Origin of the sequence: Noviherbaspirillum sp. ST9 (genome assembly GCF_048799745.1) — a bacterium.
Taxonomy (GTDB): Bacteria; Pseudomonadota; Gammaproteobacteria; order Burkholderiales; family Burkholderiaceae_D; genus Noviherbaspirillum.
The window spans coordinates 22934-40839 of record NZ_JBLWFR010000013.1 but is presented as its reverse complement, the minus strand read 5'-3'; the positions used below and the strand labels follow the sequence as shown (position 1 = coordinate 40839).

Below are 17906 nucleotides of genomic sequence, written 5' to 3'. Positions count from 1 at the left end.
AATCGCAGTGATGGTTACAAACCCGTTTGCTTCGCGATGAATGCCTTCATCTTCTCGACATCCGCCGGCATTACTTCGTAGCGCTGCGGCAGGGATTCAATGTTTTCGAACCCGGCCGGACGCTCGGCATCACGGCCAAGCGCTTCCTGGATCGTCTCGTTGAATTTTGCGGGCAATGCGGTTTCGAGCACGATCATCGGCACGCCCGGCGTCAGGTATTCGCGCGCAACTTTCACGCCGTCCGCGGTATGCGTGTCGATCGTCACGCCGTACTTTGCGTGCACGTCGCGAATCGTCGCGACGCGGTCGGCATGCACCGACTTGCCGGAGAGGAAGCCGTACTGGACAACCTTGGCGAACTCGTCGCCATCACTGCCCGGCTTGCCGGACAGGTCGAAACCGCCGTGCGTGTCCACCTTCTTGAACAGCGCACGCACGCGTTCCGCATCACGGCCAAGCAGGTCGTAGACGAAGCGCTCGAAGTTGGACGCCTTGCTGATGTCCATGCTCGGGCTGGTCGTATGATAGGTCTCGGACGACTTGCGGACGCGGTAGACACCGGTGCGGAAGAATTCGTCGAGCACGTCGTTTTCGTTGGTCGCCGCGACGAGGTTGTCGATCGGCAGCCCCATCATGCGGGCGATATGGCCGGCACAGATGTTGCCGAAGTTGCCGGACGGGACGGTGAACGATACTTTCTGGTCGTTGCTCGTGGTCGCGCTGAGGTAGCCGCGGAAGTAGTACACCACCTGCGCGACGACGCGCGCCCAGTTGATGGAGTTGACCGTGCCGATCTTTTGGCGGGTCTTGAATTCGAGGTCGTTCGACACCGCCTTGACCATGTCCTGGCAATCATCGAATACGCCTTCGACGGCGATATTGAAAATATTGGGATCTTGCAGGCTGAACATTTGCGCGGTCTGGAACGCGCTCATCTTCTTGTGCGGCGACAGCATGAAGACACGGATGCCCTTCTTGCCGCGCATGGCGTACTCGGCGGCGCTGCCGGTGTCGCCAGAGGTCGCGCCGAAGATATTCAGCTCTGCGTGCTGCTTCGCAAGCGCATACTCGAACAGGTTGCCGAGCAATTGCATCGCCATGTCCTTGAACGCCAGCGTCGGGCCGTTGGACAGGGCTTGCAGGACCAGCCTGGTGCCGTTCGCTTCTTCCAGTACGCGCAGCGGCGTGATCTGCGACGCGTCTTCGCCCGAGCGCGCATTGCGATACACATCTGACGTGTAGGTCTTGTGTGCCAGCGCCTTCAGGTCGGCTTCCGGGATATCGGTTGCGAACTTCTTCAATACTTCCACTGCGAGATCGGCGTAGGACAGCTTGCGCCATGCATCCAGCTCGGCGCCGCTGACCTTCGGATACTCGACCGGCAGGTACAGGCCGCCATCCGGTGCCAGTCCACCTAAAAGGATTTGGGAAAACGATTGCGCCGGCGATTGACCGCGAGTGGAAACGTATTGCATAAATTCTTGAAAATTTAATAATGAGATGGCGGAAGGCCAACGGCTTCCTGGCCGAATCTTGCATTATAACTGCCGCCCCATGGCGGGGCGGCATTTTCCTTACGCGGCGTGGTGGAGTTTGTGCGGTTCGCGGCGGATGTGGGCGAGCATGTCGTCGACCAGTTCCTCGAGCCCGATCGTTGCCCTCCAGCCCCAGTCGGCGCGGGCGTGCGTATCGTCCAGACTGTGCGGCCAGGTGTCCGCGATGGCCTGGCGGTGGTCGGGGCGATAGCGGATCTCGAACGCCGGACGGCGCCGGCGGATTGCGTCAGCCAGTTCGCGCGGGTTGAAGCTCAGGCCGGCCACGTTATAGGCGGAGCGGATCCGCACCTGCTCCGGCGGCGCATCCATCAGCTCGATCGTTGCGCGAATGGCATCGGGCATGTAGATCATCGGCAGCGTGGTATCCGGGCCGAGGAAGCACTCATAGCATTCCCCGTGCGCGGCCGAGTGGAAGATTGCAATGGCGTAATCGGTCGTGCCGCCGCCCGGAGGCGATTTGTGGCTGATGATGCCGGGATAGCGGATGCTGCGCACGTCCACGCCGAACTTGCTGAAATAGTATTCGCAGAGGCGCTCGCCGGCCTGCTTGCTGATGCCGTAAATCGTGGTCGGGTCCATCACGGCCAGCTGCGGCGTATCCACCGCCGGAGTATGCGGCCCGAAGGCGGCAATCGAGGACGGCCAGAACACCTTCAGGGGCTTGCCTGCCTGTCCGCGTTCGCGCGCGATTTCCAGAATGTTGAGCAGCCCGTTCATGTTGAGCGTCCAGGCCTTCAATGGTGCCTGCTCGCCCGTGACGGAGAGGAGCGCCGCGAGCTGATATACCTGCGTGATCCCGTAGCGGTCGATGGTCTGGGCGAGACGGCCTGCATCGAGGACATCCAGCGGCTCATAATTCTCGACGCCGAAAAGGCTCCCCGGCCCGATGTCCGACGCGATGACGTTTTCCTGCCCGAAGCGCTCGGCGAGCGCGTCGACCAGCTCGCTGCCGATCTGCCCGTTGGCACCAATCACGAGAATGCGTTCCATCGTACTACTCCTTCAATTCTTCAAAAGTTCAAGTTCCTGTCCGGCCTGCCGGAATGCGGCCAGGGCGCGTTCAAGCTGCTCCTTTGTGTGCGCCGCAGAGAGCTGCACACGGACCCGCGCCTGCCCCATCGGCACGACCGGATAAAAGAAGCCGGTCACCAGCACGCCCAGTTCATAGAGGCGCTGCGCAAATTTCTGCGCCAGCGGGGCATCGAACAACATCACAGGCACCACAGGATGCGTTCCGGGCTTGATGGTGAATCCGAGGGCACTGATCGCCTCGCGGAAGTACGCCGTGTTGGCGTGCAGGCGATCGCGCAATTCCGTCGATGCGGAGATGCGTTGCAGCACGGACAGGGAGGCTCCTGCAATCGAAGGCGCCAGCGAGTTCGAGAACAGATAGGGACGCGATTTCTGGCGCAGCGTCTCGATGACCTCCTTGCGCGCGGAAGTAAAGCCGCCCATTGCGCCACCGAGGGCCTTGCCGAGCGTGCCCGTGATAATGTCGATGCGGCCCATCACGTTGTGGTGTTCGTGCGTTCCGCGCCCGGTTCTGCCCATGAAGCCGCTTGCATGGCATTCGTCGATCATTACCAATGCGCCGTACTTTTCCGCCAGGTCGCAGATCCGGTCGAGTTGCGCGATCGTGCCGTCCATCGAGAACACGCCGTCGGTCACGATCAGCTTGTGCCGCTTTCCTTCGGCAGCCTGCAATTGCGCCTCCAGGTCGACAATGTCGTTGTGCTGGTAACGAAAGCGGGCCGCCTTGCAGAGACGGATGCCATCGATGATGGAGGCATGATTCAGGGAATCGGAAATGATGGCGTCATTCTCGTCAAGCAGGGGCTCGAACACGCCGCCGTTGGCATCGAAAGCGGCCGCGTACAGGATCGTATCCTCCATGCCGAGGAATTCGGACAGCGCGCGTTCGAGCTGCTTGTGCACGGTCTGCGTTCCACAGATGAAACGCACGGAAGACAGCCCGTAGCCATACTTCTCCGTCGCATCGATCGCAGCGCGGACCGTTTCCTCATCGCCGGACAAACCGAGGTAGTTGTTGGCGCACAGGTTGATGCGTGTGCGCCCATCGTCGCAGGTCACCTCCGCGCCCTGGCGCGATGCAATCACCCGCTCCGGCTTGAACAAGCCCTGCTCGCGCAAGCCCGCAAGATTGCTTTCCAGCCCGGCATAAAAACATTCCTTTGCATTCCTGTCGCTCATCACTTCTCTCCCGATCCCTTTGTCACTGGCAGGTATTCATCCGCCCTCGCATCTGTTACGATGCAATTTCAATATAATCCAATAAATTCACTATTTAGAACTTAAGTTCAACATATTGAATATTAAATACAACCATTGAACTTTGCAAGCATCCCCTTATGAAAAACACCAGTCCGCCAAGTTCCCCTCCGGAAGTAGGCGCAACCCTGCAGAAACTTCGGCTCAAGCGCGGTTTGACCTTGGACGACCTGTCGCGGGCTGCCGGCGTCTCCAAATCCATGCTTTCGCAAATTGAACGCGAAAAGGCGAACCCGACCATCGCCGTGGCATGGCGTCTGGCGAACGCATTGGGCATTGGCATTGAAGAATTGTTGTCCAGCGAAAAGCCGGAGCCAGAGGCGATCCATGTGCTGGAGCCCCACGAAACCCCTACCCTCCCGGGTGCGCATGCGGGTTATGTGCTTCGGATCCTTGGTCCGATGGAGCTGGCAGGAAAGTACGAGTGGTACGAACTGACGCTGGCCCCCGAGGGCGCGCTAGTCTCGAACCCGCATGACCCGGGAACGACGGAATACCTGACGCTCCTGAACGGTACCGCGGAAGTGGAAGTCGATGGCGTGACGAAAAAGCTGAAAGCCGGCGGGACAGCGCGATACCAGGCAGATCGCAGCCACGCAATCCGCAATGTCGGCAAGACGGAAGCAAAAGCACTGCTGGTCGTCACACACCGATAACTGAAAAAGAAAACGGCCCGAAGACATGGCGTCTTCGGGCCGTTTTCATTGCGCGCCTGCGATCTGCAGGCGGCGGCATCAGCTCAGTTGCTCGAGGCGGATCTTGGTCACTTCGCCGACCACGGTCGACAGCGCTTCGATCTTCGCAATCGCGGAAACAATATTCTTTTCTTGGGTCTGGTGCGTCAGCATGATGATGTCGGTGCGGGTCTCGCCTTCGTCCGGCTCCTTCTGCAGCATGGCATCGATGGAGATCGACGAGTCAGCGAGGATACGGGTTACATCGGCCAGCACGCCCGGTTGATCCGCCACACGCATGCGCAGGTAGTAGCTGGTCGTCACTTCGCTCATCGGCAGGATCGGCGTGTCAACCATTGCGTCCGGTTGGAAGGCGAGGTGCGGCACACGGTGCTCAGGATCGGCCGTTGCCAGGCGGGTGATGTCGACGAGGTCGGCGATGACGGCGGACGCGGTCGGCTCGGAGCCGGCGCCCTTGCCGTAGTACAGCGTGGCGCCAACGGCGTCGCCCTGCACCAGCACGGCATTCATCGCACCTTCGACATTGGCGATCAGCCGCTTGGCCGGAATCAGTGTCGGGTGGACGCGCAACTCGATGCCGTTCGGCGTGCGACGCGCGATGCCAAGAAGCTTGATGCGGTAGCCGAGCTGTTCCGCGTAGCGGATATCGGTAGCCTGCAGCTTGGTGATGCCTTCCACGTGCGCCTTGTCGAACTGCACCGGAAGACCGAATGCGATTGCCGACATGATGGTCGCCTTGTGGGCCGCATCCACACCTTCGATGTCGAATGTCGGGTCGGCTTCGGCATAGCCGAGGCGCTGCGCTTCCTTGAGCACGACGTCGAAGTCGAGGCCCTTGTCGCGCATCTCGGACAGGATGAAGTTGGTGGTGCCGTTGATGATGCCGGCGATCCACTGGATGCGGTTTGCAGTCAGGCCTTCACGCAGGGCCTTGATGATCGGGATGCCGCCGGCGACAGCCGCTTCGAACGCCACCATCACGCCCTTGTCTTGCGCAGCCTTGAAGATCTCGTTGCCGTGCGTTGCGAGCAAGGCCTTGTTCGCGGTAACGACATGCTTGCCATTCGCGATCGCCTTCATCACCAGGTCCTTGGCGATGCCATAACCGCCGATCAGCTCGATAACGATATCGATTTCGGGGTTGTTCACCACCATGTTGGCGTCGCTGACGACCTCGCACTCGCCGTTGGTCAGTTCCTTGGCACGGGCAGTGTTCAGGTCGGCCACCATCGTAATCTCGATACGACGTCCGGCGCGGCGCGTAATCTCTTCCTGGTTACGCTTCAGAACGTTGAATGTGCCGGAACCGACGGTACCGATGCCTAACAAGCCTACTTTGATGGGTTTCATAGTCTTCAAAAATAAAACGCTGCTGGAGCCCGGCGCAGGCCGGAACACGGAGGTACTGCAATGATGAATCTTTACGCGGCGATCGCGTGGCGCTTGCGATATCCCTCGAGGAAACGCGCAATGCGACCGATCGCCTCGGTCAGGTCGTCCGAATTCGGCAGGAACACGACGCGGAAATGATCCGGCGCGATCCAGTTGAAGCCGGTGCCTTGCACGATGAGGACCTTTTCCTCGGCCAGCAATTCGTAGGCGAACTGCTGGTCGTTCTTGATCGGATAAATCTTGGGATCGAGACGCGGGAACATGTAGAGCGCCGACTTCGGCTTCACGCAGCTCACGCCGGGAATGTCCGACAGGAGTTTGTGCGCAAGGTCGCGCTGCTTCAGCAGGCGGCCGCCCGGGCCGACCAGGTCGTCGATGCTCTGATAGCCGCCGAGTGCGGTCTGGATCGCGTACTGTCCCGGTGCATTGGCGCACAGACGCATCGACGCGAGCATGTTCAAGCCTTCGATGTAGTCGCGCGCGGCCTTCTTGTCGCCGGACACTACCATCCATCCAGAACGATAACCGCAGGAGCGGTAGTTCTTCGACAGACCATTGAGCGTGATGAACAAGACGTCGTCGGCAAGCGATGCGATGGACGTATGCGTTTCGCCATCGTACAAGGTCTTGTCGTAGATCTCGTCCGCGAAAACGATCAGTTGATGTTGGCGGGCAACTTCAACGATCTGCTGCAGTACTTCCACCGGATACAAGGCACCGGTCGGGTTATTCGGATTGATGACAACAATGGCCTTGGTGTTCGGCGTGATCTTCTTCTTGATGTCATCGATGTCCGGCAACCACCCCGATTCCTCGTCGCAGATGTAATGCACAGGCTTGCCGCCAGACAAGCTGACTGCCGCAGTCCAAAGCGGATAATCGGGTGCTGGCACAAGGACTTCGTCACCCGTATTGAGCAAAGCATTCATGCCCATCACAATCAGCTCGGACGCGCCGTTGCCGATATAGATATCCTCGATCGTCACGCCAGTGATCTTCTTTTCCTGCGTGTAGTGCATGATCGACTTGCGCGGCGCGAACATGCCCTTGGAATCCGTATAACCAGCCGCATTTGGCATATTGCGGATCATGTCCTGGACGATCTCGTCGGGCGCGTCAAAACCGAAGACGGCGAGGTTGCCGATGTTCAGTTTGATGATCTTGTGGCCCTCGTCCTCCATCTGCTTGGCCTTTTCGAGTACGGGCCCGCGGATGTCATAGCAAACGTCTGCCAGTTTTTTGGATTTCTGAATCGGTCGCACTGATGCAATCCCTTGAAGTTGCGCAAAAGTTGGGATGCAATGGTGCACCGCCAAAAGACTCATTTTGCCGAAAGCAAGTAGTTTTATCAATGTACGCGGGGATCTTTTAGCGCGGAAAACGCTACAATGCCCCATCTTTTTCCTCTAATTGTCGGAAATTCACGCTTATTCGCGTGTCTACAGTGTCATGAAGCTCCACGCCACCTCGACCCAGCATTACCAGACTGTCACCGGCTACGATGAAACCGGTGTTGAAATCAACGCGGTGCGCTTTTCGCACAGCCTCATCGTCCTGCCCGAAGTCGCCCCGGCTGCCTGGTCTCCGCGTACCTTCGACGAGCTGTCGGCGGAGCATTTCGCTCAAATTGCCGATACTGCGCCGGATGTCGTAATCCTCGGCACTGGCGCGAAGCAGCGCTTCGTCCACCCGAAACTGATCGGCGCGTTGACCTCGCGGCGCATCGGCGTCGAATGCATGGACAGTCAGGCCGCTTGCCGGACCTACAATATCCTGATGGGCGAAGGCCGCAAGGTTGTTCTCGCGCTCATCTTTGACGGCAGCGAAAGGAACACATGATGGCTGCTGGCGAGTGAGGTTCCCAACAGGATAAACATTCGCTAACATCGCAGATGCCCCCACACTTTGGGGAAGAGACAACGACAACTTCGCCACAAGCGACAACACAGACCAGGAGAAGAGCTTGGCAGAAAGCCCATCCGCATTGAACTTGATTGTTCCCGAATTCAGCGCAGCAATGACCGGCGACAAAACATTCCGCCTGTCGGACTACAAGGGAAAGACGCTCGTCCTTTTCTTCTACCCGAAAGACAACACACCCGGCTGCACGACGGAGAGCATGCAGTTTCGCGACCTGCACGCGCAGTTCCAGGCAGCGAATGCCGAGATCTTCGGCATCAGCCGGGACAGCATCCGCTCCCACGAAGGCTTCAAGTCCAAACTGGACATGCCTTTCGAACTGATCTCCGATCCGGACGAAACGCTGTGCATCATGTTCAATGTCATGAAGATGAAAAACATGTATGGCAAGCAGGTGCGCGGTGTTGAACGCAGTACATTTATCATTGACGGCGACGGGAAATTGGTGAAAGAATGGCGTGGAGTAAAGGTGCCTGGGCACGTCGATGAAGTGCTCGAGTTTGTGAAGGCTCTTGCGTAACACCAGAACACATTGAATTTAAAAGAATTTCCTGACCGAAGGCCGTTTGTGGAAGAGGCACCGAGCCTCCCCCTCAAACGGCTTTTTTGCTTGTGCAATCCCCCCTCCCTCCCCGTTGTCCAACCTTCCAACCTCCGTTTGTACCCCGCGCGTAGTTCATTCAACACATTTCTAGATTGAGGTACTGATGCCACTGCCCAAATTGCCGACCAAGCCAGCGACAATGCTCTCAACCCAAGACTATCCGAAGGTAGAGAAAGGAAAACCGGCAAAACCTGTGATGACTCTCGTTGAATCCGCGGCCCCGGCTGCTGAGGCACCGCAGGCGCGCGCAAAAACCGAGAAAGCGACTCCAGCCAAACGCACCGCCAAAACCAAGGAAGTCGACAGCCTGATCAAGTCCAGCGCCAGCCGTATCGGCGACAAGATGGGCGTGACCAAGATGTTCGTCCTCGACACGAATGTGCTCATGCACGACCCGACGTCGCTGTTCCGCTTCGACGAGCACGACGTCTACCTGCCGATGATGACGCTGGAGGAACTGGACAACCACAAGAAAGGCATGTCCGAAGTTGCCCGCAACGCGCGTCAGGTATCGCGCTCGCTCGATGCCCTTGTCGCCGGCGTCGAAGAACATGCGATCGAGGAAGGCATTCCCCTCGCGAAGCTGGGGAACAAAGATGCCAAGGGCCGGCTTTTCTTCCAGACCAGGCTGCAGATTGGCGAACTTCCCGAAGGTCTGCCGATCGGCAAGGCCGACAACCAGATCCTTGGTGTTGTTCGCGCGCTTGAAGCGCAGTATCCGGGCCGTCCGATCGTGCTGGTGTCCAAGGACATCAACATGCGCATCAAGGCCCGTGCCTTGGGCCTGCCGGCGGAAGAGTACTTCAATGACCACGTGCTGGAAGACACTGACCTGCTCTACTCCGGCATACTCCAGCTGCAGGATGACTTCTGGAACAAGCATGCCAAGGGCATGGAATCGTGGCAGGAGAACAAGCACGGCACCGGCTATACCTTCTACCGGCTTACCGGCCCGATGGTTCCCGGCTTCCTCGTCAACCAGTTCGTCTTCATGGAGCCAAGTACCGGTGAGGCGCCGTTCTACGGTCAGGTTAAGGAAATCAACGGCAAAACCGCGGTCATCCAGACCCTGCGCGACTACACGCACGGCAAGAACAGCGTCTGGGGCATCACCGCACGCAACCGCGAGCAGAACTTCGCGCTCAATCTGCTGATGAACCCGGAGTGCGACTTTGTCACGCTACTTGGCCAGGCAGGTACCGGCAAGACACTGCTCGCACTGGCGGCCGGTCTCGCGCAAGTTCTGGAGACGAAGCTCTACAACGAGATCATCGTCACTCGGGTAACCGTTCCGGTCGGTGAGGATATCGGCTTCCTGCCGGGCACCGAAGAGGAGAAGATGTCGCCGTGGATGGGCGCTTTCGACGACAACCTCGAAGTGCTGAACAAGTCCGACAACGATGCCGGCGAATGGGGCCGCGCCGCAACGCAGGACCTGATCCGCTCGCGCATCAAGATCAAGTCGCTCAACTTCATGCGCGGCCGCACCTTCGTAAACAAGTTCCTCATCATTGACGAGGCGCAGAACCTGACGCCGAAGCAGATGAAGACCCTGGTCACGCGCGCCGGCCCCGGCACGAAGATCGTCTGCCTCGGCAACATCGCGCAGATCGATACGCCTTACCTGACGGAAGGCTCGAGCGGCCTGACGTATGTCGTAGACCGATTCAAAGGCTGGAACCACAGTGGCCACGTCACCTTGGCGCGAGGCGAACGGTCCCGCCTCGCGGATCACGCCAGCGACGTGCTCTGACAATTCCACCGCTCAAAGAAAAAGCCGCGCAGTGCGCGGCTTTTTCGTTTCTGCACGAACCTTGCGATTACAGGATCTTGGTCCCGATCCACCATGCGATAGCCGCCACGAAAGCGGATGCCGGAATCGTGAAAATCCATGCCCAGACAATATTGCCGGCCACACCCCATCGGACCGCGGACATCTTCTTCGCCGATCCAACCCCGACGATCGCGCCGGTAATCGTATGGGTCGTTGACACGGGAATACCGAGGCTGGTGGCGAGGAACAAGGTGATTGCCCCGCCCGTCTCCGCGCAGAAACCGCCGACCGGCTTTAGCTTGGTGATCTTTTGTCCCATGGTCTTGACAATGCGCCAACCGCCGAAAAGCGTACCTAGGCCGATCGCCGCATAGCAGCTGATAATTACCCACGCCGGCAGGGCATCCTTGGACGTCGAGTAGCCGGCGGCAATAAGCAGCATCCAGATAATGCCCATGGTCTTCTGCGCATCGTTGCCGCCGTGGCCAAGGCTGTACAACGACGCCGAGAGGAGTTGCATGCGACGGAACCACTTATCGACACGACGCGGCGTCGATTTGACGAACAGCCAGGAGACGATGACCATCAGGATCGAGCCGAAGACAAAACCGAGCAGCGGCGACAGCAGGATGAAGGAAATCGTCTTGATCAGGCCGCTGGAGATCAGTGCACTGGTGCCGGACTTGGCAACAGCTGCTCCCACAAGGCCGCCGATCAGCGCGTGCGAGGAAGAAGACGGAATGCCGTAGTACCAGGTCAGGACGTTCCAGAATATTGCCCCGACGAGGGCACCGAAGACAACGTAGTGGTCCACGATAGCCGGCTCGACCGTTCCCTTGCCTACGGTGCTTGCAACCTTCAGCTGGAAGAAGAAGATTGCGACCACGTTGAAGAGCGCTGCCATCGCAACGGCATGCTGCGGTTTCAGCACGCCCGTCGACACCACGGTCGCAATCGCATTTGCCGCGTCGTGGAAGCCGTTCATGAAGTCGAACAGCAGCGCAAGCGCGATCAGAAAGGCGAGAGTGTAGATGCTTATTTCAAGGGTTTGCATGAGTTTTTGTTCTCGTTTGTTTGAGCGACCGGCGCACTGCCCGCTCTAGCATGGCGGCAGCCGGACCTGCGCAGCATCCTGCTCAGGCATTCTCAACAATGATGCCCTCGATGATATTGGCCACATCCTCGCAACGGTCGGTTACCGTTTCCAGGATCTCGTAGATGGCCTTGAGCTTGATGAGGTTGCGGACATCGGGCTCGTCGCGGAACAGCTTCGACATCGCAGCACGCATGACGTGATCTGCGTCCGATTCGAGACGGTCGATTTCTTCGCAGACCGAGAGGATCTGGCCAGAATTGTCCATGTTGTGCAGCAGTCCCACCGCAGTCTTAACCTTCTCCGTGCACGAAAGGCAGAGTTCGGCCAGGCGCTTGGCTTCGGGTGTGACAGCCTTGATGTCATAAAGGGAGATCGTCTGCCCTGCGTCTTCCAGCAGGTCCAGGATGTCATCCATCTTGGTGATCAGCTTGTGGATGTCGTCACGGTCGAGCGGCGTGATGAACGTCTTGTGCAGCATGTCGAGGGTTTCGTAGGTGACCTTGTCGGCCTGCTTCTCGATACTTTCGATGGCATGCACGCGGTTTTCCAGGTCGTCGAAATTGGTCATCAGCGCGACCATTTCCTTCGCCCCCTTGACGCACAATTCCCCGTGCTGCACGAAAAGGTCAAAGAACTTGCCCTCGTTAGGCATCAATCGTCCAAACATATTTTTGCTCTCTTAAAGTTGAATCGTTAATTCGTTGTCGGTGTTCACGTCAACCACACATCGCCCTTTGTAAGGACAAATATCCAATTCCCTGTTTCGCGCTTACTCGTTGTCGAAGATCGCGTTGCCGCCCGTGTAATTGTCGAACTTCGTGTACTCGCCGAGGAAGGCCAGGCGCACCGTGCCGATCGGGCCGTTACGCTGCTTACCGATGATGATTTCGGCCGTGCCCTTGTCCGGCGAATCCGGGTTGTAAACCTGGTCGCGGTAAATGAACAGGATAACGTCGGCGTCCTGCTCGATAGCGCCGGATTCACGCAAGTCGGACATCACGGGACGCTTGTTGGGACGCTGTTCAAGGGAGCGGTTCAGCTGCGACAACGCAATCACCGGGCAATGGAGCTCCTTGGCGATACCCTTCAGGCTTCGCGAGATTTCGGAAATCTCGGTAGCACGGTTCTCGCCGCCACCGCCATTGCCGGACATGAGCTGCAGGTAGTCGACGATGATCAGGCCAAGACGGCCGCATTGGCGCGCCAGACGACGCGCGCGTGCGCGCAATTCGATCGGGCTCAGCGCCGGCGTTTCGTCGATATACAACTGCGCCTCGTTCATCTTCTGAATCGCATGCGTCAGGCGCGGCCAGTCTTCGTCATTGAGCTTACCGACACGCAAACGGCTCTGGTCGAGACGTCCGACGGAGCCCAACATACGCATGGCAAGCTGCGCCCCGCCCATTTCCATGGAAAACACGGCGACTGGAAGCCCGCTGTCGATGGCGACGTTTTCACCGATATTGAGCGAAAACGCTGTCTTGCCCATGGAGGGACGTCCCGCGACGACGATCATGTCGCCCGGTTGCAGGCCGGAGGTCATTCGATCAAGGTCGATAAACCCTGTCGGCACCCCGGTAATGTCGTTCTGGTTATCACGGTTGTAGAGTTCGTCGATGCGCTCCACCACTTGCGTGAGCAGCGGCTGGATGGCCATCCAGCCCGCGGCACCGCGCGAGCCCTCTTCAGCGATGGCGAAAATCTTCGACTCGGCTTCGTCGAGAAGCTGTTTGACTTCCTTGCCCTGAGGATTGAATGCCTGGCCGGAGATTTCATCCGATACCGTAATGAGTTTGCGCAGGACACCGCGATCACGGACGATTTCACCATAGCGGCGGATGTTTGCCGCAGACGGTGTATTTTGCGCGAGTGCGTTAAGATAGGTCAGGCCGCCGGCTTCCTCCGCCTTGCCGCTGGTGCACATCGCCTCGTAGACGGTGATCACGTCGGCAGGCTTCGATCCGTTGATCAGCTTGACGATATGTTGAAAGATGATGCGGTGGTCGTAGCGGTAAAAATCGTCTTCGGTAATGAAGTCGGCAATACGGTCCCACGCGGCGTTATCCAGCAGCAATCCGCCCAAAACGGATTGCTCCGATTCGATGGAGTGAGGCGGAATGCGAAGTGCTTCTACCTGTGGATCGGAAGCACGGTTGTCTCGATTATCGCGGTTGTCACGGTGATTCATGGCGCGCATTATACCCGTTTAAGCTTCCGCTTTTCGGGGCACATCCCCCTCTGAACCGCTTTATTTTTCCTCAAGCAACATGCCGATCCTGCACTCTTGAAAGAGCAACAAAAAAGGCCGGGAAACCCGGCCTTTCTTGGTTAACTGCATTCCTGCGATCAGGCTTGTTCGCCCAGCACGGAAACGGTCACATCGACAACGACGTCCGTGTGCAGCGCAACGGCAACCGTATGATCACCAACCGTCTTGATCGGGCCTTGCGGCATGCGGATCTGCGCCTTCTCGACTGCGAAACCTTGCTTGGTCACCGCTTCTGCGATGTCAGCGTTGGTAACGGAACCGAACAGACGGCCGTCAACGCCGGCCTTCTGAGCGATCTGAACGGTCATGCCGTTCAGCTTTTCGCCTTGAGCCTGGGCTGCTGCCAGCTTCTCTGCTGCTGCCTTTTCGAGCTCAGCGCGCTTTGCTTCGAATTCAGCGACAGCGTTTGCAGTAGCGCGGCGTGCCATGCGCTGGGGGATCAGGAAGTTACGTGCGTAACCGTCCTTGACCTTGACCACGTCGCCGAGGTTGCCGAGATTGACGACTTTTTCCAACAGAATGACTTGCATGTTTTTCTCCTATTCTTCAGTCGTCAATTAGGCGTTGTGCAGATCGGTGTACGGCAGCAACGCGAGGTAGCGTGCGCGCTTGATCGCGGTGTCAACCTGACGCTGGTAGTGTGCCTTGGTGCCGGTCAGGCGTGCCGGCATGATCTTGCCGTTTTCCTGGACGAAGTCCTTCAGGGTGTCGACGTCCTTGTAGTCGACCTGTTCAACGCCGGCGGCGGTGAAGCGGCAGAATTTCTTGCGCTTGAACAGCGGGTTCTGCTGCTGGCGCTTTTGCTTGAGTTTGCTCTTGTCGAATTTTTTACCGAATGCCATGTTTGGCTCCTGTACTGTATCTAGTGATCTGTGATTGACTCGAAATCCGTAACGTGGAACACGAGGCTTTTGCTATTGCGATTCTTGCGTGCCAGGAATCCCGTGAACAGAAACATTTCCCCTAATGCTGCCCGGTTGAATCTTCCGGAGATTTCGCCTGCGGCGACCGCGGCAATCTCCATGTCAACCTGGCGCGGGATGCTTGCTTCCACCTGTTCCGAACTGTGCTGCAATTTTGCTGACACGATCGGGATGCCTGCCGGGGTATAGCGCACTACGTCGCGCTCGGCAATGGCAGCAATCAGGCGAAGTTGGTTCACTCTCCTCGGCTGCCGCAATTACGCAGCGGACGCCTCTGCACGTTGGGATTTGGCAGCATCTTCCTTCTGGACAGCCTTCATCATCGGCGACGGGGCGGTTTCAGCCTTCTTCATCTTGACGGTGAGGTGGCGCAGGACGGCGTCGTTGAACTTGAAGCCCGTTTCGAGTTCAGCCAGGGTTTCGTTGTCGCACTCGATGTTCATGCAAACATAGTGTGCCTTGGCCAGCTTCTGGATCATGTAAGCCAGTTGACGGCGGCCCCAGTCTTCGACACGGTGGACCTTGCCGTTACGGGCGGTAACGATGCCCTTGTAGCGTTCGATCATCGCGGGCACTTGCTCGCTCTGATCCGGATGGACGATAAATACGATTTCGTAATGACGCATGAATTCTCCTTTTGGACGGATTGAAAAATCGCCCACCCCGGCGTCAAGACGGGTGTGGGAAGAGGAAAGCCCGCCATAATAACCCGTTCTGAAAGAAAGCTCAATGCTTTCAAGCCCTTAAGGCAAGGAACCGGGAAATCGGACATTTTCGAGGCAAGCGCCGCCAAATAACCAGCAAATACGCTTGCATTCGCATAAATCCTGTATAAAAATACAGGCTGTCTATACACACAGCGCTGGATAACCCCAGTGAATCGCCATGATCAAGCTGACCGCCCGCCAGGAGCAAATCCTGAACCTGATCAGGGAAGCCATTGAAAACACCGGATTCCCTCCCACCCGGGCCGAAATTGCCGCCGAGCTCGGCTTCCGCTCAGCGAACGCTGCCGAGGAACATTTGCAGGCGCTTGCCCGCAAGGGAGCAATCGAAATATCCCCCGGCACGTCTCGCGGCATTCGTCTTCGCGACATGGGCAAAGACAGCACAAGCGTGGCGCGACAAATGGCCTTGCCGCATCCCGGCCTCATGCAACTGAGTCTGCCGCTGGTTGGCCGCGTCGCCGCCGGCTCGCCGATTCTTGCACAGGAACATATTGAAACCACGTACAGCGTGGACCCCTCGCTGTTTTCTGCAAAGCCGGACTACCTGCTGAAAGTGCGCGGATTGTCGATGCGGGATGTCGGCATTCTCGACGGTGACCTGTTGGCCGTAAAAAAGGCCGACTCCGCAAAGAATGGGCAGATCGTCGTTGCCCGCCTTGGCGACGACGTGACGGTCAAGCGCTACCGCAAGACGGGCAGCGTCATTGAACTCCTTCCCGAAAACCCGGATTTTGAACCTATCGTTGTCGATGGTAGGGAAGATAATTTTGCTCTTGAAGGGCTCGCGGTGGGCCTTTTGCGCGCCTGGGGCTGAATTAGCTGAGTCGCGCAAGCGCCTTCGCTACAGCCCCGCAAGAGGCAATTCGACGCGGACACGAAATTACTGCTGTCCGAGTTTCTTCATGATTTGGCGGGCAATCCCACGCAGGATGTTCACCTCTTCTGTTTCCAGCTGGGCTCGGGAGAACAGGCGCTTCAGCCGGGGCATTAATTTCTTCGGGTTTGATGGATCAAGAAATTCAACGGCGACAAGCGCCTGCTCAAGGTGCGCATACATGCCCTCAATCTGACCCAGATCCGCTGCCACTCCCTGAAAACCGATCGGAGAAACAGGCAGCGCCTCGCCTGTGGCAGCCACGCGCGCTTCATATGCAAGCAGCTGCACTGCCTGAGCCAGGTTCAACGACGAGTATTCAGGGTTTGCCGGAATATTGATGAGCACGTTGCACCTTTCAATAATCTCGTTCGGCAGACCATAGCGCTCACTCCCGAACACGAGCGCGGCATTCAGGCTCGCCTCCCCTGCAAGCTGTGCGGCCAGCGCCCTGGGCTGCGTTACAGGCGGCGAAAACTCCCTCAATCTGGCGCTGAGTGCCGCAGCAAAGTTGCAGCCTTCCAGCGCCTCTTCAATCGTTTCAACGATCCTGGCGGACTGCAGTACATCCACTGCGCCGCTGGCGAATGCCACTGCCTCCTCGTGCGTAGTCGCATTGGCAAACCGAGGATTGACAAGCACAAGTTGTGAAAATCCCATCGTCTTCATCGCCCGCGCGGCAGCGCCGATGTTACCGGGATGACTGGTGCCGACCAGGACAAAGCGCAGGCGGCTGAAAAGAGAATTACTGGTTTGAGGCTGGTTCATTTAAAATAGCGGCATTACGCGGGAACCGGCTTGTTGCCGATTGTTGCCGCATCGCTCATTAATCTTATTTCATGTGGTTCCGCGCGGTAGGCGACGGTACCGCAATTTTAACGGAACCCCTATGCATCCCATGCTGAATACGGCGGTGAAGGCCGCGCGCCGCGCTGCTTCCATCATCAATCGTGCTTCGTTTGACGTCGACCGCGTCAAGGTCACGACGAAGAATCATAACGATTTTGTCACCGAAGTCGACCAGGCCGCCGAGCAGGCGATCATCGAAGTTCTGAAAACCGCGTACCCCGACCACGCAATCCTCGCCGAAGAATCCGGCGCCTCGTCCAACCTGCACGACGAAAACGAAAACGTCTGGATCATTGATCCGCTGGACGGCACGACCAATTTCATCCACGGCTTTCCGCAATACTGCGTGTCGATTGCCCTGCAGCAGAAAGGCCAGATCACCCAGGCTGTTGTGTACGACCCGACCCGCAATGACCTGTTCACGGCAACCAAAGGCGCCGGCGCATTCCTGAACGAGAAACGCATCCGCGTAAGCCGCCGCGACAAGATGGCGGATGCGCTCATCGGCACCGGCTTTCCGTTCCGAGGTACCGAGGGACTCGATGAGTACATGAAGATGTTCAAGATCATGACCGAGAAGTGCGCGGGCCTGCGCCGCCCTGGCGCCGCCGCACTCGATCTCGCGTATGTGGCAGCCGGTCGCCTCGACGGCTTCTTTGAAAAAGGCCTTCAGCCTTGGGACGCAGCTGCCGGAGCCCTGCTTGTCTCCGAAGCCGGCGGCATCGTCGCCGATTTCAAGGGCGAATCCGACTATCTCTACAAGGGTAACGTCATTGCCGGCACGCCGAAGATCTTCGGACAGATGGTGAACCTGCTCTCCCCGTTTGCCTGATCATTACAGTATCGACTCCTGAGCAGGGTGCGCGCGAAGCCCCCCCCTGCTTCCTCCTTTTGCCCATGCGGCGTCCCTGCCGCACGGCAGGATCACTTTAGAGAA

The 17906-nt window shown here is 58.1% G+C and carries 19 protein-coding genes; 6 read left to right on the top strand and 13 right to left on the bottom strand.

All coding sequences use genetic code 11. The features are described 5' to 3' along the window. Positions 1–14 precede the first annotated feature (14 nt). The 3 genes from thrC to kbl form a co-directional block, all read right to left on the bottom strand. On the bottom strand, positions 15–1475 hold the full coding sequence (gene thrC / locus ACNOHI_RS23240; RefSeq protein ID WP_420477098.1) for a threonine synthase: 1461 nt from the start codon (positions 1473–1475) through the stop codon (positions 15–17). 99 nt (positions 1476–1574) lie between these two features. Beyond that, complete coding sequence (locus ACNOHI_RS23235) at positions 1575–2546, bottom strand: NAD-dependent epimerase/dehydratase family protein (RefSeq protein ID WP_420477097.1); 972 nt, start codon at positions 2544–2546, stop codon at positions 1575–1577. 12 nt (positions 2547–2558) lie between these two features. After that, positions 2559–3767 carry a glycine C-acetyltransferase gene (kbl, locus tag ACNOHI_RS23230; protein ID WP_420477096.1) on the bottom strand — a complete coding sequence of 403 codons (1209 nt, stop codon included), beginning with the start codon at positions 3765–3767 and terminating at the stop codon, positions 2559–2561. A gap of 158 nt (positions 3768–3925) precedes the next feature. Between kbl and ACNOHI_RS23225 the strand changes: the two genes are divergently transcribed. Then, complete coding sequence (locus tag ACNOHI_RS23225; protein WP_420477095.1) at positions 3926–4501, top strand: helix-turn-helix domain-containing protein; 576 nt, start codon at positions 3926–3928, stop codon at positions 4499–4501. A 78-nt stretch (positions 4502–4579) separates the two neighbouring features. Here ACNOHI_RS23225 and ACNOHI_RS23220 read toward each other — a convergent pair whose 3' ends face one another. Together ACNOHI_RS23220 and ACNOHI_RS23215 are read right to left on the bottom strand one after the other, a co-directional pair. Continuing rightward, a complete protein-coding gene (locus ACNOHI_RS23220) occupies positions 4580–5890 on the bottom strand; it encodes a homoserine dehydrogenase (protein WP_420477094.1) in 1311 nt (436 codons plus the stop codon). Positions 5891–5961: 71 nt separating this feature from the next. Then, a complete protein-coding gene (locus ACNOHI_RS23215; RefSeq protein WP_420477093.1) occupies positions 5962–7194 on the bottom strand; it encodes a pyridoxal phosphate-dependent aminotransferase in 1233 nt (410 codons plus the stop codon). A 187-nt stretch (positions 7195–7381) separates the two neighbouring features. Here ACNOHI_RS23215 and ACNOHI_RS23210 point away from each other — a divergent pair, with 187 nt between their 5' ends. The 3 genes from ACNOHI_RS23210 to ACNOHI_RS23200 all read left to right on the top strand — a co-directional run bounded on the left by ACNOHI_RS23210 (position 7382) and on the right by ACNOHI_RS23200 (position 10209). Continuing rightward, on the top strand, positions 7382–7771 hold the full coding sequence (locus ACNOHI_RS23210; protein WP_420477092.1) for an Mth938-like domain-containing protein: 390 nt from the start codon (positions 7382–7384) through the stop codon (positions 7769–7771). A 124-nt stretch (positions 7772–7895) separates the two neighbouring features. Further along, a complete protein-coding gene (locus ACNOHI_RS23205; RefSeq protein WP_420477091.1) occupies positions 7896–8372 on the top strand; it encodes a peroxiredoxin in 477 nt (158 codons plus the stop codon). A gap of 187 nt (positions 8373–8559) precedes the next feature. Next, the gene (locus tag ACNOHI_RS23200; RefSeq protein ID WP_420477090.1) at positions 8560–10209 is read left to right on the top strand and encodes a PhoH family protein; all 1650 of its coding nucleotides are present in this window, start codon (positions 8560–8562) and stop codon (positions 10207–10209) included. A gap of 67 nt (positions 10210–10276) precedes the next feature. Here ACNOHI_RS23200 and ACNOHI_RS23195 read toward each other — a convergent pair whose 3' ends face one another. The 7 genes from ACNOHI_RS23195 to rpsF form a co-directional block, all read right to left on the bottom strand. Then, positions 10277–11284: an inorganic phosphate transporter gene (locus ACNOHI_RS23195; protein ID WP_420477089.1), complete on the bottom strand. Its 1008-nt coding sequence runs from the start codon at positions 11282–11284 to the stop codon at positions 10277–10279. A gap of 82 nt (positions 11285–11366) precedes the next feature. Then, positions 11367–11993: a DUF47 domain-containing protein gene (locus ACNOHI_RS23190; protein WP_420477088.1), complete on the bottom strand. Its 627-nt coding sequence runs from the start codon at positions 11991–11993 to the stop codon at positions 11367–11369. 102 nt (positions 11994–12095) lie between these two features. Then, complete coding sequence (locus ACNOHI_RS23185) at positions 12096–13514, bottom strand: replicative DNA helicase (RefSeq protein ID WP_420477087.1); 1419 nt, start codon at positions 13512–13514, stop codon at positions 12096–12098. A gap of 158 nt (positions 13515–13672) precedes the next feature. Next, positions 13673–14125 carry a 50S ribosomal protein L9 gene (gene rplI, locus ACNOHI_RS23180; protein WP_420477086.1) on the bottom strand — a complete coding sequence of 151 codons (453 nt, stop codon included), beginning with the start codon at positions 14123–14125 and terminating at the stop codon, positions 13673–13675. Positions 14126–14152: 27 nt separating this feature from the next. Beyond that, positions 14153–14437, bottom strand: coding sequence for a 30S ribosomal protein S18 (gene rpsR, locus ACNOHI_RS23175; protein ID WP_007882558.1), 285 nt, complete (start codon positions 14435–14437; stop codon positions 14153–14155). A 20-nt stretch (positions 14438–14457) separates the two neighbouring features. Then, positions 14458–14757 carry a primosomal replication protein N gene (gene priB / locus ACNOHI_RS23170; RefSeq protein WP_420477085.1) on the bottom strand — a complete coding sequence of 100 codons (300 nt, stop codon included), beginning with the start codon at positions 14755–14757 and terminating at the stop codon, positions 14458–14460. A gap of 18 nt (positions 14758–14775) precedes the next feature. Continuing rightward, positions 14776–15144, bottom strand: a complete 369-nt coding sequence (gene rpsF / locus ACNOHI_RS23165; RefSeq protein WP_420477084.1) for a 30S ribosomal protein S6 — start codon at positions 15142–15144, stop codon at positions 14776–14778. Positions 15145–15403: 259 nt separating this feature from the next. Between rpsF and lexA the strand changes: the two genes are divergently transcribed. Then, positions 15404–16060, top strand: a complete 657-nt coding sequence (gene lexA, locus ACNOHI_RS23160) for a transcriptional repressor LexA (protein WP_420477083.1) — start codon at positions 15404–15406, stop codon at positions 16058–16060. Positions 16061–16126: 66 nt separating this feature from the next. Here lexA and ACNOHI_RS23155 read toward each other — a convergent pair whose 3' ends face one another. Then, entirely contained in the window at positions 16127–16888 is a 762-nt protein-coding gene (locus ACNOHI_RS23155; RefSeq protein ID WP_420477082.1) for an RNA methyltransferase, read from the bottom strand. Positions 16889–17009: 121 nt separating this feature from the next. On the opposite strand from ACNOHI_RS23155, the gene ACNOHI_RS23150 reads away from it, so the two are divergent. Beyond that, positions 17010–17801: an inositol monophosphatase family protein gene (locus ACNOHI_RS23150; RefSeq protein ID WP_420477081.1), complete on the top strand. Its 792-nt coding sequence runs from the start codon at positions 17010–17012 to the stop codon at positions 17799–17801. Positions 17802–17906: the final 105 nt, after the last annotated feature.

What these genes read in the sequence shown, in the direction of transcription:
- kbl (WP_420477096.1), bottom strand. Translation starts at nt 3,767, where the DNA reads ATGAGCGACAGGAATGCAAAGGAATGTTTTTATGCCGGGCTGGAAAGC.
- ACNOHI_RS23195 (WP_420477089.1), bottom strand. Translation starts at nt 11,284, where the DNA reads ATGCAAACCCTTGAAATAAGCATCTACACTCTCGCCTTTCTGATCGCG.
- ACNOHI_RS23225 (WP_420477095.1), top strand. Translation starts at nt 3,926, where the DNA reads ATGAAAAACACCAGTCCGCCAAGTTCCCCTCCGGAAGTAGGCGCAACC.
- lexA (WP_420477083.1), top strand. Translation starts at nt 15,404, where the DNA reads ATGATCAAGCTGACCGCCCGCCAGGAGCAAATCCTGAACCTGATCAGG.
- ACNOHI_RS23150 (WP_420477081.1), top strand. Translation starts at nt 17,010, where the DNA reads ATGCATCCCATGCTGAATACGGCGGTGAAGGCCGCGCGCCGCGCTGCT.
- ACNOHI_RS23220 (WP_420477094.1), bottom strand. Translation starts at nt 5,890, where the DNA reads ATGAAACCCATCAAAGTAGGCTTGTTAGGCATCGGTACCGTCGGTTCC.
- ACNOHI_RS23155 (WP_420477082.1), bottom strand. Translation starts at nt 16,888, where the DNA reads ATGAACCAGCCTCAAACCAGTAATTCTCTTTTCAGCCGCCTGCGCTTT.
- thrC (WP_420477098.1), bottom strand. Translation starts at nt 1,475, where the DNA reads ATGCAATACGTTTCCACTCGCGGTCAATCGCCGGCGCAATCGTTTTCC.
- ACNOHI_RS23235 (WP_420477097.1), bottom strand. Translation starts at nt 2,546, where the DNA reads ATGGAACGCATTCTCGTGATTGGTGCCAACGGGCAGATCGGCAGCGAG.
- ACNOHI_RS23200 (WP_420477090.1), top strand. Translation starts at nt 8,560, where the DNA reads ATGCCACTGCCCAAATTGCCGACCAAGCCAGCGACAATGCTCTCAACC.
- rplI (WP_420477086.1), bottom strand. Translation starts at nt 14,125, where the DNA reads ATGCAAGTCATTCTGTTGGAAAAAGTCGTCAATCTCGGCAACCTCGGC.
- rpsR (WP_007882558.1), bottom strand. Translation starts at nt 14,437, where the DNA reads ATGGCATTCGGTAAAAAATTCGACAAGAGCAAACTCAAGCAAAAGCGC.
- rpsF (WP_420477084.1), bottom strand. Translation starts at nt 15,144, where the DNA reads ATGCGTCATTACGAAATCGTATTTATCGTCCATCCGGATCAGAGCGAG.
- ACNOHI_RS23210 (WP_420477092.1), top strand. Translation starts at nt 7,382, where the DNA reads ATGAAGCTCCACGCCACCTCGACCCAGCATTACCAGACTGTCACCGGC.
- ACNOHI_RS23190 (WP_420477088.1), bottom strand. Translation starts at nt 11,993, where the DNA reads ATGTTTGGACGATTGATGCCTAACGAGGGCAAGTTCTTTGACCTTTTC.
- ACNOHI_RS23185 (WP_420477087.1), bottom strand. Translation starts at nt 13,514, where the DNA reads ATGAATCACCGTGACAACCGCGATAATCGAGACAACCGTGCTTCCGAT.